The organism is Flavobacterium cryoconiti, assembly GCF_048158645.1.
Taxonomy (GTDB): Bacteria; Bacteroidota; Bacteroidia; order Flavobacteriales; family Flavobacteriaceae; genus Flavobacterium; species Flavobacterium cryoconiti.
On record NZ_JBLNKW010000008.1, the window covers coordinates 43,253 to 59,825 of the forward strand.

Consider the following 16,573-nt stretch of genomic DNA (forward strand, 5'->3'; position numbering starts at 1 on the left):
GAACTAAATATTGGTAGAAAAATTAATCAATGCATCTTTTGTCCCTTTAGGGACTATACGAATTCTAAATTAATTCATTAAAAATAAATCTTTCATCATAGTCGACTTCAAATTTTTTAAGAAAATCTAAATATTCTTCTCTGAATGTGAGCTTTTTATGGTGTAATTCTTGGTTCTGGATGTAATTTATTACTTTGTTTATCTGTGATTTACTATGAGAAAATGCACCATATCCTTCTTGCCATTCAAAATGTCCATTTACTAATTTATTCTCATTAATCCATTTTGAAGAACTTTGCTTTACATCTTTCATTAAATCGGAAATAGATTGTGATGGTCTTAGTCCAATTAAAATATGGATGTGATCCGACATTCCATTAATTGCTAATAATTTATGGTTATTATTTTGAATAATTCCTGCAGTATATTTATACAGAGAGTCTTTCCATTCAGAACGTATAATTCCATTTCTAAATTTAACTGCAAAAACAAAATGAAGATGTATTTGTGTATAAGTATTTGCCATAAAGGTTTAGTCCCTACGGGACATTATTGTGTTAGATTCATAATTATTCTACCAATATTTAGTACCTAAAGGCACATTTAAAACTTGATTTATTTTATTCTTTTTTTGATTCTTTCTTAGTTGCTTTTTTAGCTTCACTTTTGCGAAATAATTCCTTGAATGTATTATAGTCCAAAGTGATGATAAAAGCGATTCCGGTTTCAACAACTTCTCCTTGAAGCGCTACTTGATATTTATTTATTCGATAGGCTCGTATTTTATACCTTCCGTCTTTTGAAAGTTGGTAATCCAAAGAAACATCACCAGCTATATTATTGGCGTTTTGATTGACTTGTTGTGGTCCTTCAATACCAAAACTACTTCCTACGGTTACTTTTAATCGGTCGTTTAATAACTTTTTAGAAATCCCTACATTCAAATCGGTTTTGTTTTCTCGTTGCCCAGTTGTATAATCATCGGATGCATTCAAATCAAAATTAAGCTCCACACCATTGATCAAATTACCCGCAAGATTATTAAGCTGTTGCGATAAAATTTTACTGGCACTTTCTCTGGCCAAAGACGATACATTCGTTCCACCGGCTTCACTGGCAAAAGGATTTTCTCCAATGAAACGATTCAGTAGGAGTAAGGCAAAAACCTGTTTATTCAATTCATCCGGTTGCTGACGCAATTGGGTCAGTTTGGCTTGTGTTGTATTAATTATTTCAGTTGAAACGCTATTATTTCCTTCTGGCAGAACGATATTAAATGCAATGGTAGGTTTCATCAATTCGCCAGTCATTTTTAATTCAGTTTCAAAAGGAATTTTTTGTTTGTACGTATTTCTAACTACTGCGGTAACAGTTCCTAGCTGATCATTGACTAAATCTATTGGAGCAGCTTCGGTTTTATAAATCGCCGTAATATTAATATCAGCTGTAGTAGGTTCTCCGGTCCATAGAATATAACTTCCTTTTTTGATGTCAAATTTTCTTTTGATAGAACTAAAACTCATTTCATAACTCCCTTCGGATAATTCATATCTTCCAGTCAAAGTTGTTTTTCCCGAAGGATCAATTCCACCATTCAATTGTGCTTCTCCTTTTAACTTCAGGAAATCTCCGTTGGCTTTGTCTATAACCAGAGACAATTCGGCTTCTTTATCAATTTCAATATTTACCGAAGCATTGATTCCTTTTATATCCGATTGGCTATTCAATTCATTGGTAACAATAGTTTTAATTAATTGTGGTTGGTCTTGGTCAATAAATTCTACGATACCTTCTCTGTCGGCTATTGATGGATCAGATTGTGGTAAAACAATAGTGAATTTAGTGTCTTTATTAATTTTGATGTTTCCTTCAACAACAGGATTATCAAAATTACCTGTTATTTTTAAATGATTGTCTAAGTATAATTCGCCATAATACAAATCATTGTCTTTGGCTTTAGAATTGATGGCTTTGAAATTATCTGCATCTAAGTTTAAATCAAAACCAAAATTGCTGAAATTGGCACTATTAATTTTTCCATTGATAGTTAAATCATTGTCTTTTTCATCTTTTATAATAAAGTTATCGAAAAGGATAGCATCGCTTGTAAATACGATTTTATCATTTGCCGATTTGAATTTAGAATTGAGTTGCGTCGCTTTGAAACCAATTTCATTAAATTGTAATTCTCCAATAACTTTGGGCTGCTTTGTAGTACCTGTAATTTTGAAATTCCCAGTAAAAAAGCCGGTACTTTCTTTTATATTATCCAATGTAAAACCCTGAATACTTTTCAAGTTTAGTTTTTCAATTGCCAGATTCATATCAAAACTGGTGTCAGCTGTTTTATAATTCCCGTCTAAATTGACTTGATTTCCTTGGCCAGTAATCGAAATAATGGCATCATATCTATTGGCAATTTCATTATTAACTTTTATGCTAATGTTCCCAACAGTATCTTTTTTGAAAGTAAAATTTTCAATATTTAAATCTGAAGTAAAAAGTGGTGCTGTATTTACATTTTTAATAAGAGCGTGTCCGTTTATTTTTCCGCTCATTTGTAAATCACTTTTTTCGACGATACTTGTAATGGTTTTTATATCAAAATCTTTGAAATCAATTGCCATTGGTGCATTCGTTTCCTCAGATTGTGATTGTATTTTGATACTGTTTCCATCTTTGCTCAATTCAAAATTATCAGCATAAATGCCTTTTTTGCCAAAACGAATTAAATTGTCTGGAGCTATTTTCCAGGATTCATAGTTAAGTAGCAAATTTTTCGGATCAAGAATTATTTCGTTATTCCCGTTTGTTGCTTTTAGGGTTCCGGTAATTAAGTATCTTTCTTTGTCTTTTAAATCTTTTAACTGCAACGTATAATCTACAACATTGTCTTGTACTTTTCCTGAAATATTGGTGTAAGGCAACTGAATTTGTTTGTTTAGAATGTCGTCTACAATTAAACTGTAAACAAGTGCATTGTCTTTCGTGTCCACTTTAACCACAGCATTTGTAACGGTATTTTCTCCATAAATTAATTTTGGAATCGTACCATTCAGAACTAAAGAATCGTTAACTGAATTGTATCTTCCACTGATGTTTATGGGTTCGAGACTTTTCAATTCAGGGATTAATTTTAATAAAATAGGATTGTCTTTTACGCTAATTTTAAAAGCAAATTGTTGTTTTTCAATAGCGATTTTTTTTGAATAAGGTCTACTGTCATAATACTTGGAAATAGAATTTGATAAAGCTGTTGCTATTTTTGACAACTTGTATTTTCCATTTACTTCTCCATCCAAAAACGGAGATTTCAATACTAATGTATTCTTTTCAGCAGTTGAAGTTGCTGTTACATTGATAGAATCAATTACAAATTGTTCTTTTTCATTAGTGATACTTATGTTGTGGGCACTAATATTTCCGTTGAGGTAATCTAAATTACCCGACTGAATATCAGCATCTACAACACCTCTTATTTTCATTGGGCCGGCATGTAGATTTAGTTTTTCCAAATCAGCGATATCAACATTCAGTTTTAATTTTCCAGTTGGATATTTGTCTCTAAAACTTCCGTTACTGACTAAATCAAAAGTCAGATTTGGATCTTTTGCGACAGCAGTAGCGTTGAAGTTTCCGTTACGAATAGTCCCTTTTACGCTTAAATTTTGATACGTATATTTATTGTAATAGGCTTTTTGAATAGTTCCGCTGAAAGAAGCCGTAGCTGTTTTTAGATTGGAGCCACTTCCTTTTATGTTGGTTTTTAAAGTGACTTTTCCAATAGAATCGTTTTTAATGAATTTCCCTAAATCAAAATTTTCCAATTCCATTTGAGCATCGTATTTATCCTGATTTTTTATGCTGCGGTCGTATGAACCTTTGATTTTTGCTTTACCAAAATTACTCACCACATTCATATTCGTATTAAAATTAACAATAGTCCCTTTGAAAGTTCCTATGGCACTAAATTTTGTAGGCAATTGAATCGAATTAGGAATAGTTCCTGGAGGTAAAAAGCTATTAAGATCTTTTGAACCTGATTGTAGGTCTTTGATATTCAAATCAAAATAGGCTTTATTTACATCAGGTAAACCTGTAATGCTTCCGCTAGCTGAAACTTCAGTAGTACCAATGCCGCTGATCTTAATATCCGGGAACTCAAGATTCTTTATTTTTCCTTTAATAGCTCCGTTGATTTGCAGTATCGCATTAGGATTGCTCATGAAAGGATTCGTATTTATTAAAGTGGGAGCAAAAAGCAAAATATCTTTAATACCCAATTTACTTTTCTTTAGATTAGCCGTAAGACCTAATTCTCCGGGATTTTTTGCTAAAGATTCAATAGAAGGATAGCTTATCTGGATTTCATTTTTTAACTCCGTTTGAGGCGTTTTTAGATATAATTTTTTAAGAAAAGCATTTTTTTTACCGTAGAAAAACTCCGCATTAAACGATTGAATATTCAAACCGCTTTTATCTTTAAGAGTTAACGAATTGGTATCTCCAGAAATGTTTTCGGGATTGTAATACAGCGCGTCAATTTGTAAATTTAATTTAGTGAGATTTAAATGGTTGTAATCGATACCTTTTTGTACTGCTGCAACATTATTATTGTCATAACGAAAATACACGCGTTTAAAATCTGTTTTGTTTACTTTCACTTCCCAGTTGTTAGGTTCTGCATTAACAGATTCTTTTTTTACTTTTTCTAATTTTCCAAAAGCTAATGCACCTTCTACACCCGTCAAATCAATGCTGTCAATTAAAAGTATTTGATTATTGAAATCTATTTTATCAATTTTAGCTAACAGTTTTTTTAAATAAAAAGTGGTGGATAACTTGGTTTCTTCACTTTGGTAATCAATGTCAATTTTAGATAAATCAATTTCACCCAGTTTTAATTTTAAGGCAGTTTGAGAGGTGTTTTTTTCTGTAACTACTTTGCTTTGTACCAAGCCTTGTTTTAATTTAAACTTTAATCCTTTGATTTTTGCTTTAGGAATTTCAAAGTTCATTTGATCTAAATCAAAAGTCTTTATTATTGTTTCAAAATGATTTAGGTTTGCAACAATATCATTTTTTGAAATGGCATCAGTATATTTAAATTGTATCTGATTCAATTCAATTTCCTCAACAGAAAATAGCATCGGTTTTGAATTTCCTTTTTGTTTTTCAGGAGAAGCAAAAGCTTTGATGATATAATCAAAATTGAAAACCCCATTAGAATCTCTATTTAAATGAGTCGTAATACCTTCGAGTTGCATGGAGTTAATCTCGACTTTATTATTTATCAATTGCAACAAACTAATGTCAACTGCTAATTTTTTACCAGCTAAAAGCGTATCTTTTTTTTGATCCTGAAAATAAACGCCTTCCAGAATTATTTTCTCGGGAAAACCAATTTTTAGTTTGTCTATCGAAACTTTGGTTTGAATTTTCCCTTCGAGATAAGTTACCGCTTTTTCTTTGGCATAATTTTGAACGGAAGGGAATTGAATAACAATAATTAATAATAGAAACAATAGTAGAATTGTCCCTATTATCCATAGGAAAATTTTAAAACTTTTTTGTAAGTATTTTTTCAAATGGTCTTGTTTTAGGTCTAAAATTAGCCAATTTAGACTAGAAAAGCAATTTATAGTCCAAATTGGATTAAACACAAAGATGAAAATTTAAATCAGAAATGCTTTATATAATTTGAATATAAAGTTGTAAAATCTTTGGATTCAATCCTTAAAAATGATCTTAATAATTGTATTTCAAGAGTGTTAAGATAATTTGTTCTATGTTTTGTAAATAGGAATCTCATTAAAATATTCCGCTTGTTTTTCTTCCAATAAAATTTCTTTTATAGCCATAAGCATTGCTTTATTTGAGGTGAATAATTCTCTGTTAAAGTTAATGACAGTCGTTATATCAATTTTTTCAATAGGCGCATTTACGGCTTCAGTGTAAAAAGTATTGAGAGCAGTACTGTAGTTATTTTGTATGGAATCAAATAGATGTTGTAGTTCTTCAAAACTTGCTGTTTTATCTTGGGTAAGAAATGCATTCAATTCGAGATATAGGTTTTCAGTTTCTTTTTTATGATGTATAAAAAAATTGTACTTGATGTCTTTTGACGAATTTCTAAGGTTTGTAATATTAGTGCCAATGTCTTTTACACTTTTTACCGAGTGCATGGCACTGCGTACTGCAGAAATAAGTTGGTTGAGTTCCGCTTGTTGCTCTCCTTCTAATTTTGTTCGTAGCTCTAAATAAAACGCCTGTATTTCACCTTGTAATTGTTTCAGGAATTCATATTTTTCTGTTATTGTTTTCGAAAAGAAATTTCTTTTTTCATTGATAGCTTTAAAGTCATCATTTTTTCGAAGTATTAAGGTGTCAATCTTGAATAATTCCAGATTGAATAACATTGAATTATGAATGAAATATTTTGTTTCCATACGCAGTAAATCAAGAGCAGTTTCAGGTTCTTTGATTGTTGCATGACTTATAAAAGCCACAGTAGCTGCATCGGTATCTTTGAAAAAGAGTTCTAAAAACTTGGTGAATGAATTGAGTATTGGAAAAAAAATCAGGATGGCTAAAAAATTAATCAGACTGGAAAAAGTGGCCAATCCAATTAAAGGATCTTTTATATTTAAAACATCAGTTATCAAAAAAAGAATTGGATTCAGAAATAGAAAAACCAATGCTGTAATGAAAATATTAAAAAATAAATTACCAAGAACGATTCGTTTTTTTGAAGCATTGCCGCCAATCGCTCCCAATACGATTTTAATAATGGTACCCGTTTCTGAACCTAGTGCAATTATTGCCGCAATAGGAAAACTGATGGCTCCTGCATGAAGCGCACTGAGCGTAAGTGCCATAGTTACGGAGCTGGATTGTACAATAAGGGTAATGAGAAAACCAATAAGGATGAAAATAACTTGAGGCATTTCGACATATTTTGAAAAATCAAAATCCTGCACTTGTGATTCCATGGCTGTTTTCATGAAGGAAAGACCAATGAATAGCAAACCAAAACCAAAAAGAAAGTAGGCAAGATATTTCATGGACTTGCGATTACCGAAAAGGATGAGAAATATGCCTCCTAAGCATATTGCTGGATACGCAATTACTTCAATATCTACTTTAAAACCAAGGCTGGCAATAAGCCAACTATTAACTGTTGTCCCCAGATTTGCACCTAAGATAATTGCCATAGCATTTCGCATACTGAAAACTCCTGCGCCTACAAAAGCCAGTAGCATCAACGTAACCATAGAACTACTTTGAAGAATACCTGTTATGATGACACCACCTACAACAGCACCAATTTTATTTTTGGTAATACGTTGCAGAAAAAGTTTGAAACTCCTCCCTGAAAGGTTTTTTAAAGATTCCTCCAGCAGGTACATGGCAAAAAGGAATAAACCAATCCCAGCCGCAAGTTTTAAGAAATGATTGAGGGTTTCCATAGCTGTATATAGAAATAAAGATACTTAAATTTAATGGTTTTATCTTACTTAAAGCGTTCATTTTTATTCAAGTAAAGTCATGAAAAGAATAAAATTTATTTAAATTATATAAAAAAACTACAACTTTTTTAGGGTTGTAGTTTTGGTGAGTTTTTAGGAATCAGATTGATTAGTAATCGGAATAGTCAGTTGGATATAAAAAAGTAATGTCTATGTGGGAAATATTGTTTTTGTATTTTTCCATAGCGATTAATCCTTTCCATTCAGGCGAATCTACAAAGGCTTTCCAATGTGCGTCTCGACTTTCTTGATCTGCAAAACTGGTCATGTACATCAAATTTGGCATTTTGGCACCCGAAATCACTTCGCCGTAAAAAACGGGATTAAACGCAAGTCGGTCAAAGAGTTTTACTTCTCCACCGGCATTAAACATATCTACTTTATTTCTATAAATCGCTTCGGTTGCTGATTCGTAACTTCTTAATTCATACACTCGATTTGCTCTGGGACTATTCAAAGCAGGAGTTGTCAAAATGGGATGATCAGCAAATGCCTTTAATAATACAGATTCCATACGTGCATAAGGTGCTTGCTTATAACTTGCATTCAAATAATCAGCTCCAGCAGCCAAATAGGTTTTGTCTTTGGCTAATTTTTCTTCCAGTCCAAGAAATTGTGACAGGGACGAAAAAGGAATTAACACTATAATTTTTTTTAGTGTGTCTGTAGCATTTGGTCTTGGTTTGAAAACTCCAATGTTCTTTATCCCCATTTTTTTCAATCCTGGCAAATACGCTTCTTTTAAAAATTTGTCAGTTGTTTGTACTTGCTGTTCCGTATTCAAAATGTATGTTTTGAGCTGGTAGAATTCCCTAGATGGCGCAACGATTTTAGAATCAGAAGTTATAGTTTTAAAGCTGGTAATGGCTAAGGCGATAGCCATTAGGAATAGTAATTTTGTTACTTTCATATTTTATTTTGATTTATAATAATTTTGGTTTAATTAAAAATTATAGCAATAGATTTCAGCTTAAAGCAAATGCTACTGCAGCTGCCGAATGAATTATGGCGGTGTCGAAAATAGGAACGGCAACATCCTCTTGTTGAATTAATAATGGAATTTCAGTGCAACCCAGAATAATTCCTTCCGCACCATTTTCTATTAATTTATTGATGATATTGATGTAACGCTGTTTCGTATCGGAGCTAATGATTCCTTTTCCAAGTTCGTGGTAAATGGTATCTTGAATAAAATCTCTGTCTTCCTGCTCCGGTATACAAGTTTCAATATTTTCATTACTGAGTTTAGAGGTAAAAAAGTCCAGCTCCATTGTAAATTTAGTTCCTAAAAGCCCTACTTTGGATAGATTCAATTTTTTTATTTCTTTTGTAGTTTCAGTTGCAATATGAATTACGGGTATCGACATTTTTTCCTCAATTCTATCGGCTAAAAGATGCATTGTATTAGCGCATAAAACAATTGCTTCGGCACCACTTTGTTGCAGGTTTTCACAAGCTTCTGAGAGCATGATAAATGTTGATTCCCAATCATTGTTGTTGTTATTTCTTATGATATCTGCATAATTGAAAGAATGGATTATGCATTTGGCAAAATTGATACCTCCCAGTTTCTCGTTTACTCCTTCATTAATAAGTTTATAATAATCAGCAGTAGAAACCCAGCTAATCCCACCAATAAGCCCCAATGTTTTCATCTTTTTTTTATTTTTTGTTTGTCGATTTAGAATCCTTTTTTCAAAACCGTCGTTATTCTTGTTGTGTTTATAAAAGTATAAAAAAAAGTATCACTTTTTTGGAATTGCATAAATAGATTCTATCTGATTTAAGAATTTGATAAAAGGGGAAATCAACCAATAATAAATCTAATAATTTCATTTAGTGCTAATTGTAAAACTATATATTTACAAAATGAGATTTAAAGTATACAGTGAATTATCATACGAAGTTTTTTCTCCAACTACCTTTATTTTTAATATACAGGCAGCAAAATCACCGAACCAAATAATTATTTCAGAATCTATTATTGTTACTCCCGCTATAAAGTTTGAGGAATTTACTTTGAAAAATTCGGATACACGATTTGTAAAAATGGAGGTAGAGCGAGGCCAGTTTTTTACAATAATTTACCAAGCAGAAGTTGAGGTAGAACATACAATTTATGATGAAAAAGTACTTTTGAAATCCATACCAATTATAAACTTGGATAACGAAGTATTGCCCTTTATTTCTCCAAGCAGGCATTGTGAATCGGATAAATTATTGGAATTTGCCACTAAGGAATTTGGATTTTTACCCAATGAATATGCTAAAGCAAAAGCCATAAACGAATGGATTTTCAACACTGTCGAATACAAAACCGGCGTTACTAATTCCAGTACTTCAGCCTGCGATACGTTGCTTGATAAAGTGGGTGTTTGTAAAGATTTTGCCCATTTAGGGATTGCACTGTGCAGAGCTTTAGATATACCGGCACGCTATTTTACAGGATATGCCCATAATCTTAATCCACCGGATTTTCATGCTTGTTTTGAAGCGTATATCGGTGGACAATGGCTATTTTTTGATCCCACTAAATTAGCTGTTGCTAATGGATTAGTAAAAATTGCTAATGGTAAAGATGCTTCAGAAGTGGCTGTTGCCAGTTACTTTGGGGATGTTACTTGTACGTTCATGAAAATTGATTGTAATCCTGTTGCATCTGATTTTATACCTTTCAATTCTGAATTTGATACAAAAGCGATTTCTTATGAATGAAATATTGTCGCTTAAATGTTTTATTGGAGTGTTTTAATCTAAAATTTTTCTAACGGTGATTCGGTTGTCGTCTCCCATTTTCCAGATTTCTCCGAACAAAGTAACCTTTTCTCCTGTTTTAAATTCACGAAATTTTCCTGGAGTTCCAAGATTTGGAATGCTAATTACGGCAAAATAAATTGCTCCTTCGTTTGTTTTTATTTTGGCAGTATAGCCATCTTTCCCTTTTTCGACAGATTGAACTGTTCCAGTGATTTTAGCTTCGGCAATGTTCTTCTGTTTCAGTTCCAATATTTCTCTGACAGTAATTTGTTTTTCTTTTCCCATTTTCCAAAGTTCTCCTTTCACTGTTATTGTATCTCCAATTTCGACTTGTTTGAATAACTGGGGATTACTCAAATTAGGAATGCTAATTGTTCCAAAATAAATGCGTCCTTTTGTATTTTCAATTGTTGCAGTGTAGCCATCTTTCCCTTTTTGAATAGCCGAAACTTTCCCACTGACGGTAGCTGTTTTCACGGAGGAACACGATAGAATACTTAAAATAATCAGACTTGCAATGCTTTTCTTTATTTGGAATATTTTCATTTTTTTTGTTTTCTTACGGATATAATATTCGATAAATGTATCATTGTTTTTACAAATACAATACGCTATCAATACTATGTTTTCATGTTTAATTGAACGAACTTCTAAATTCTAAAGGCGAAACATTGGTTTTACTTTTGAATAATTTGCTAAAAGACTGTGGGTATTCAAAACCCAATTGGTATGCTATTTCACTAACGGATAAAGAAGTTGTAGTCAAAATTTCTTTGGCTTTTTCAATTAACTTATCGTGAATGTGCTGTTGCGTACTTTGTCCAGTGAGTGATCGAAGCATATCACTTAAATAATTTGGTGAGACATTCAATTGCTCTGAAATGTATAGAACGGTTGGAAGACCAAATTCCTGAACTTTGTTACCGTTAAAATAATCCAAAAGCAGTTTTTCCAGATTACTCAACAAATCATTACTGGCATTTTTTCGGGTAATAAACTGTCTGTTATAGAATCGGTTGGAATAATTGAGCAATAATTCGATGTGAGAGAGTATAACATCCTGACTAAAACCGTCTATTACAGAACAATATTCGGTATCAATATTTTGCATAATGTCCGTAATCATTGCTTCTTCTTTATCCGAAAGGTGTAGCGCTTCATTTACTGCATAGGAGAAAAATCCATAGTCTTTGATGCTTTTTGCCAAGGCATAATTTTGGATGAAATCAGGGTGAATGACTAACCATATCCCTGAAAGCGCTATATCTTCATCAACAACAGTCGAGATTACCTGACCCGGTGAAAAAAAGGTCATTATACCTTCGTCAAAATCATAATAGTTTTGTCCATATTTCAATTTGCCTTTAAAATCCTTTTTGGTACAAACCGAATAAAAATTATAAACGAAACTTTTTATACTTTCATCAAAATGATACTTTATTTCATTCAGATTAATGACACTAACCAACGGATGTTTTGGTTTAGGTAATTCCAATAAACGATGCAACTCAGAAATGGAATTGATGATATAAGGAGAATTGGTCTCTTTTTTCATGGTGCGAATTATAAAATCAGTAGGAAAAGCGAATAGTAAAGATAGCTTTTCCTACTGAATAATGTTGTTTTATTGATCGATAGCGCCCATATTGGCAGCGTCATAACGATCGCCTGTAATAGTTCCTAAAGGGATAATGGTTTCTAAACGATTTAGGTCTTCAATGCTTAATTTAATTTCGGCGGCAGCATTATTTTCTTCAACATATTTCACGCGTTTTGTTCCCGGAATTGGAAAAATACCTTTTGAAACAATCCAAGCAATGGCTAATTGTGAAGGTGTTATTTCTTTTTCGATAGCCAATTTTTTTATTTCATTTACCAAAGCAATGTTTTTGTAAAATTGTTCGCCTTGAAAACGAGGTAAACTTTTTCTAAAATCATTATCAGGAAAATCATCAGGGCTTTTGATATCGCCAGAAATAAATCCTCGACCTAATGGGGAATAAGCCACAAACCCGATTCCAAGATCTTGAAGTGTTTTTAAAATCCCCGTTTCTTCTACGCCACGCTCAAACAAAGAATATTCTGTTTGTACCGCAGTCAAAGGATGAATAGTATGGGCTTTTTTTATGGTCTCCGATGAAACTTCCGAAAGTCCGATGTGACCAATTTTTCCTTCTTTTACCAATTCGGCCATTGCTCCAACAGTTTCTTCAATAGGCGTATTTGGGTCTAAACGATGCAGGTAATACAAGTCAATATAGTCAGTTCCCAAATTTTTAAGCGAACGCTCCACGGCTTTTTTTACATAATCTTTTGTACCGTTGAATTGCCAAGTCAGTTGTTCTTTGTCATCAATTTCATAACCAAATTTTGTGGCAATGGTATATTGATTTCTGTTTCCTTTAATGGCTTTGGCGACAAGCCTTTCATTTAGTAAAGGACCGTATAAATCTGCAGTGTCCAGGAAGTTGTACCCTAGTTCCAATGAACGGTGAATGGTAGCTATAGATTCGGCTTCATCCGCTTTTCCATAAACATCCATTCCTGCAATTTGGGTCATCCCCATACAACCTAATCCTACTTTTGGAACAAAAAGGCCTTGACTTCCCAGTTCGATTTTTTTATTAGTATTCATACTTTTTTATTTAATTGTGGATTTAAATTAACAATGCAAATATCAGTACGATACTAAATTTAAAAGTAACCCAATCTCTTATAGTTGTATCCAAAATGAGGAAAGTTGATTTTTTTAAAAAAGTCAGCCGTAAAAATAAACCGCATTTAAATGAGATTTTGAGATGAGTTATTTACGTCGAAGTTGAGTCTCATTTATTCATTAAATAGGATGTTAAATGTTTTATTTTCTCGCTTTGCATATGGAAAACATCGCAAAATACAGCGTCGAGTAAACTGCCATTTTTCATTTGAGATTGGACCGCACCTTCTACGATTACAATATTATTTTCTTCAATCATTCTAATAATCTGTATGGTTGGACTACCAATAAAATTGTCGTTTTCTATCTCCTTATCAAATGCTTCTTTCCCAGATAAACGAAACACTCCAGGGACTTCCCAAGTGACATCTTCGGTTAAGCAGGATAAAATTTTTTCATGGTCACTAGCCATAAAGCCTTCCATATATTTTTGTACAGTTTGCTTATTTTTTGTCATGGTTTCTGTTGTGATTTAAGGAAGAATTGTCTTTGATTTAGAGACTTACGAAATCATCGCTTTTTGGAAAAATACTTAATGCTTGAACCGCAATTTCTGGAGTTGGAGAAGCTAATTTGCGAAGTTTGGTATCCATCCAAGCACCATCAACAGTTATGGTTGCACAAAGTTTGTTGTCTTCATTCAAAAACTCATGTAAAATAGACCAGCGCGAAGCATCTGCTTTCATTTTGGAGGTTTTGGTGTGCATGAAAATTTTGTCCGAAATTTTTATTTCTTTTCTAAAAACACATTCTTCCCTAAAAAGTATAGGGCCAAAACTTTGTGCTTGCATCACCTTCATCGTTAATCCAAGGCTTTCTAGAATTTCGATACGATGCTGGGCTCCAAAATCATAGTAAGCGCTATGTCGTACATGAAAATTAGGGTCAAGATCAGACCAACGGAAAGATAATTCTTTTATAAATGAAGTCATTTTATGTTATTTTAGGATACTTTTTGGATTAAATTTTAGTAAAAGTATATAGATTTAGAAAATCGAAAATAATAATAAAAAAGGAATGTAATGACGGTAGGCTTTGTTTTTTAAGGCTTTTTTATGATAATCCTGACTGAAATTCGTGCAATTCTTTAACATATTGTTTTCGTTGGTACCAATCGTTATAAACCAAATGATATTTTTCGACTTTGAATTTTCCGAAATCAAAATTCCGATACTTTTCTAAAACTTCAATCCACTTTTCTTTATGGTTGATTTCTTTTCGGAATCGTGCTACAGTTGTGTGAGCTGTATTAATAGAATAGCGTTTGTCAATGCTTTCCTCTAATCCAGAATTCGTAAAATTTGTTCTTAAGTTATTTCTCAAATTATCCAGGGAATTAGAATTAGTAAAACCTTGTAGCATTATAGCAGATGGGGAAGCAGTAATGCCTTGAAAATTAATTGCGATATCCGGTATTCTAACAAGACTTTTTTCGATAATTGCAACATAATCGGGAATCGAAATTGTTTCCAAATCAAAACCATCATAACAAGAAATAATAGATAGTATGGTGATATGAATATCCGAATTGGGATAATAATATTGCTCCGGATCGATTTGCTTGAGTTCGTCTAAAAAGCCCTGAATGTTTTTTTTGGTTTGACTGTCAGGTCGAATTAATAAAGTAATACCAAATCTATTATCTGAAAAGGAATCGATTTGATTGTCAATTTGATACGTGTCCGTCACAATCTTTTCAATAGATTCACTGTATAGCGCAGTATAATGCTGTTTTAAATCCATTTGCTTCTCTTTATCTTATCATATCCCAAAGCAAGTCAAAAGTGTCATTAATAACGGTGTCTTGTTCGGGTTTTGAAAATTCTTTAGCAACTAAATATTGATTGACGCTGAAAGTGTGTCCACAAATTAGTGTAAAAATAAGGTCAACATCCATCGGCTTTATGATTTTGTCTTTTACGCTTTTTTCTAAAAGAGCTATAATTGGTTTAATGTATTTCTGGATTTCTTCTTCAGCGATTTGTTTTAAGTAAGGCGAAGAGTTGAATTGTTCCATGAAACGGAACTCTGTTTTATGCTTTAATGCCCAATGAAGTGTAGCACAATAATAAACTTTCAAAATTCCCTGCAACGATTTTTCGTCTTTAATTATTTCTGAAATGTGTTCATTCAGGCGGCTTTTAATGTCAATATATAAGGCCTTGACTAATTCGTCTTTTGTTGGAAAAAAGTAAAACAAGGTGCCGCTGGCAATGCCCGCTTCCTTTGCAATTTTACTTGTGGGTGTATCGTGAAAGCCAAACTCAACAAATAGTTTGAGTGCCGCCGCCAGTAATTTTTCTCTCTTGTCCATTATTCAGATTTTGGTTCTTTCCAAGTGTATACCACTTTGGATTGCTTTATTCACAAGGAATTTATGGTGTTATTTTACCCCTTTCCACCATTGGGAAAATTGCTGTGTGGTATCTTTTAAATTTACTTGTTCGCCAATCATTGGTGTGATGAGGTTTATGTTTTCTTGTTTGTTATTTTCGGTTATCAATTCCAAAGGTTCGTACCAAGGGTGATTTCCGAGCGCAAATTTTGATGAATGGACGGGAAAAATTCGTTTGGCGTTTAAGTCTTTTGCTGCTTGCAAAATTTCATCTGGCATCATGTGAATGTATTTCCAACTCTTGTCATACTGACCGTTTTCTAATATGACTAAATCAAATACGCCAAACGTTTTTCCAATATCGGCAAAGTGTTTGTCATAGCCACTGTCACCACCAAGAAAAATTTGCATTGTTGGTGTTTGCAAAACATACGAGGTCCAAAGTGTCTTGTTTCTAGTTAGTCCACGACCCGAAAAATGTCTTGAAGGAACCGTATGTGCCGTAAAACCTTCTTCCAAAACTATTTTCTCGTTCCAGTCTTTTTCAATGATTTTATTGGTGTCAAAACCCCAGTATTCAAAATGTTCGCCGGTACCCAGTCCGCAGATTATTTTTTTGATTTTAGGTTTTAGTTTCAAAATGGTTTTGTAATCCAAATGATCCCAATGGTCGTGCGAAATAAAAAGGTAATCAATTTCGGGAATGTCATCTGTTGTATAACGATCAGTTCCTTTGAAGGCTTTTGTTGAAAATGAAAATGGAGAAGCAACACCACTTAAAACAGGATCAACTAAAATTCGTTTTCCGTCAATTTGAATGTAGTAGGAGGAATGCCCAAACCAAACCAAAATGTTTTCGTTTAGATCTGCATTCAAAATGTCCGTCTTAGTAGATGGAATTTTGTCCACTGGTGTAACATTCTTGTGCTGTCCAAAAAAGAACTCTTTGCCAACGGTATAATAAGTTGCTCCTTCGGTTAGGTCAGGAGTATTGCTTTGGTTTTGAAAAGAACCGTTTTTATAATTTGGTGATTGTTTAATTCTTTCTAATCTTTTGCCTGTAGGCAGTTTACCAAATTTTACTTGTTTTAAATAGGATAATACACTCATTACGAATAAGAAAATTAAAGAAATTGAAATAAAAATATGTTTATTACTGACTAATCAGTCAGTAAATGTAAATCTATTTTTTCAACTGGCAATAGTTTTTCAAAAAAATCATTTTTTTCTAAAAAG

The 16,573-nt window shown here is 32.7% G+C and carries 14 protein-coding genes; 1 reads left to right on the top strand and 13 read right to left on the bottom strand.

The annotated features are described in order from the left end of the window. Nucleotides 1-64 precede the first annotated feature (64 nt). The 5 genes from tnpA to ACM55H_RS12355 all read right to left on the bottom strand — a co-directional run bounded on the left by tnpA (nt 65) and on the right by ACM55H_RS12355 (nt 9,184). Entirely contained in the window at nt 65-526 is a 462-nt protein-coding gene (gene tnpA / locus ACM55H_RS12335; RefSeq protein ID WP_416836777.1) for an IS200/IS605 family transposase, read from the bottom strand. Between the two features lie 94 nt (nt 527-620). Then, the gene (locus ACM55H_RS12340; protein ID WP_416836778.1) at nt 621-5,588 is read right to left on the bottom strand and encodes a translocation/assembly module TamB domain-containing protein; all 4,968 of its coding nucleotides are present in this window, start codon (nt 5,586-5,588) and stop codon (nt 621-623) included. Between the two features lie 198 nt (nt 5,589-5,786). After that, nucleotides 5,787-7,469 (bottom strand): Na/Pi cotransporter family protein, encoded by a 1,683-nt coding sequence (locus tag ACM55H_RS12345; protein ID WP_416836779.1) that lies wholly within the window; start codon nt 7,467-7,469, stop codon nt 5,787-5,789. 169 nt (nt 7,470-7,638) lie between these two features. Continuing rightward, on the bottom strand, nt 7,639-8,439 hold the full coding sequence (locus ACM55H_RS12350) for an NIPSNAP family protein (protein WP_416836780.1): 801 nt from the start codon (nt 8,437-8,439) through the stop codon (nt 7,639-7,641). A 55-nt stretch (nt 8,440-8,494) separates the two neighbouring features. Next, complete coding sequence (locus ACM55H_RS12355; protein ID WP_416836781.1) at nt 8,495-9,184, bottom strand: aspartate/glutamate racemase family protein; 690 nt, start codon at nt 9,182-9,184, stop codon at nt 8,495-8,497. Nucleotides 9,185-9,398: 214 nt separating this feature from the next. Here ACM55H_RS12355 and ACM55H_RS12360 point away from each other — a divergent pair, with 214 nt between their 5' ends. Then, nucleotides 9,399-10,244 carry a transglutaminase-like domain-containing protein gene (locus ACM55H_RS12360; protein ID WP_416836782.1) on the top strand — a complete coding sequence of 282 codons (846 nt, stop codon included), beginning with the start codon at nt 9,399-9,401 and terminating at the stop codon, nt 10,242-10,244. Between the two features lie 33 nt (nt 10,245-10,277). Here the strand turns inward: ACM55H_RS12360 and ACM55H_RS12365 are convergent, their stop codons facing one another. From ACM55H_RS12365 to ACM55H_RS12400, 8 genes are all read right to left on the bottom strand, one after another. Continuing rightward, the gene (locus ACM55H_RS12365; RefSeq protein WP_416836783.1) at nt 10,278-10,832 is read right to left on the bottom strand and encodes an OB-fold nucleic acid binding domain-containing protein; all 555 of its coding nucleotides are present in this window, start codon (nt 10,830-10,832) and stop codon (nt 10,278-10,280) included. Nucleotides 10,833-10,920: 88 nt separating this feature from the next. Then, nucleotides 10,921-11,841, bottom strand: a complete 921-nt coding sequence (locus tag ACM55H_RS12370) for a helix-turn-helix domain-containing protein (RefSeq protein WP_416836784.1) — start codon at nt 11,839-11,841, stop codon at nt 10,921-10,923. Nucleotides 11,842-11,910: 69 nt separating this feature from the next. Beyond that, entirely contained in the window at nt 11,911-12,921 is a 1,011-nt protein-coding gene (locus ACM55H_RS12375; protein ID WP_416836785.1) for an aldo/keto reductase, read from the bottom strand. A gap of 190 nt (nt 12,922-13,111) precedes the next feature. After that, nucleotides 13,112-13,459: a nuclear transport factor 2 family protein gene (locus ACM55H_RS12380; protein ID WP_416836786.1), complete on the bottom strand. Its 348-nt coding sequence runs from the start codon at nt 13,457-13,459 to the stop codon at nt 13,112-13,114. A 37-nt stretch (nt 13,460-13,496) separates the two neighbouring features. Next, nucleotides 13,497-13,934, bottom strand: a complete 438-nt coding sequence (locus tag ACM55H_RS12385; protein ID WP_416836787.1) for an acyl-CoA thioesterase — start codon at nt 13,932-13,934, stop codon at nt 13,497-13,499. 121 nt (nt 13,935-14,055) lie between these two features. Then, a complete protein-coding gene (locus tag ACM55H_RS12390; RefSeq protein ID WP_416836788.1) occupies nt 14,056-14,745 on the bottom strand; it encodes a 2'-5' RNA ligase family protein in 690 nt (229 codons plus the stop codon). A 10-nt stretch (nt 14,746-14,755) separates the two neighbouring features. Next, nucleotides 14,756-15,316: a TetR/AcrR family transcriptional regulator gene (locus ACM55H_RS12395; RefSeq protein WP_416836789.1), complete on the bottom strand. Its 561-nt coding sequence runs from the start codon at nt 15,314-15,316 to the stop codon at nt 14,756-14,758. Between the two features lie 69 nt (nt 15,317-15,385). Continuing rightward, complete coding sequence (locus tag ACM55H_RS12400) at nt 15,386-16,447, bottom strand: MBL fold metallo-hydrolase (RefSeq protein ID WP_416836790.1); 1,062 nt, start codon at nt 16,445-16,447, stop codon at nt 15,386-15,388. Nucleotides 16,448-16,573 lie beyond the last annotated feature (126 nt).